General features: G+C 71.7%; 1 protein-coding gene. It reads left to right on the top strand.

Annotation, left to right across the window (positions count from 1 at the left end; genetic code table 11):
• A partial coding sequence (locus tag J7528_RS23625) for an ERAP1-like C-terminal domain-containing protein (RefSeq protein ID WP_291879731.1) occupies nucleotides 1–820 on the top strand: 820 nt, incomplete at both ends.

Genomic DNA, 820 nt, shown 5'->3' with positions numbered 1-820 from the left:
GCACGTGGCCACGGTCGAGCAGGCCAGCCAGGCCTTCGACGGGATCACCTACGGCAAGGGCGGGGCGGTGATCGCCATGCTCGAGGACTACGTCGGGCCGGAGGCGTGGCGTACCGGCGTGCGCAACTACATTGCACAACGCGCCTACGACAACGCGGTGACCGACGACCTGTGGGCGCAGATCGACAAGGCCGCGCCCGGCAGGCAGTTCGTCGAGGTCGCCCACGACTTCACCCTGCAACCGGGCGTGCCGCTGATCACCGCCAGCACCCGCTGCGAAGGCGGCCGCACCGTGGTCGCGCTGGAGCAGGGCGAGTATTCGGTCGACAACACCGGCAAGGCGCCGCTGCACTGGCGCGTGCCGGTGGCCGTGCGCGCCGGCGATGCCGCACCGGTGCGCGTGCTGGTGGACGGCACCGCCCGCGTCGAGCTGCCGGGCTGCGACGCACCGGTGGTGGTCAACGCCGGGCAGAAGGGCTACTACCGCACGAAGTACGCGCCGGCGCAGTTCAACGCGCTGGCCGCCGGCTTCGAGCGGCTGCCGGTGGTCGACCGGCTGGGCGTGATGATGGATGCCGGCGCGCTGGCGGCGGTCGGCCTGCAGCCGGAGTCGGACCTGCTCGACCTGGTCGCGCATATTCCGCTGGAGGCGGCCGATGACCTGTGGCAGGTGGCGGCCGACACCCTGGGCACGGTCGACCGGTTGTACGACGGCGATGCGAAGCAGCAGGCGGTATGGCGCCGCTACGCGCTGTCGCGCCTGTCGCCGAAGTTCGACCGGCTCGGCTGGGACGACCGCGAAAGTGATCCGGCGCAGACC

Source organism: Caulobacter sp., assembly GCF_017744445.1.
Taxonomy (GTDB): domain Bacteria; phylum Pseudomonadota; class Alphaproteobacteria; order Caulobacterales; family Caulobacteraceae; genus Caulobacter.
This window is presented reverse-complemented; position numbering and strand designations above follow the sequence as displayed.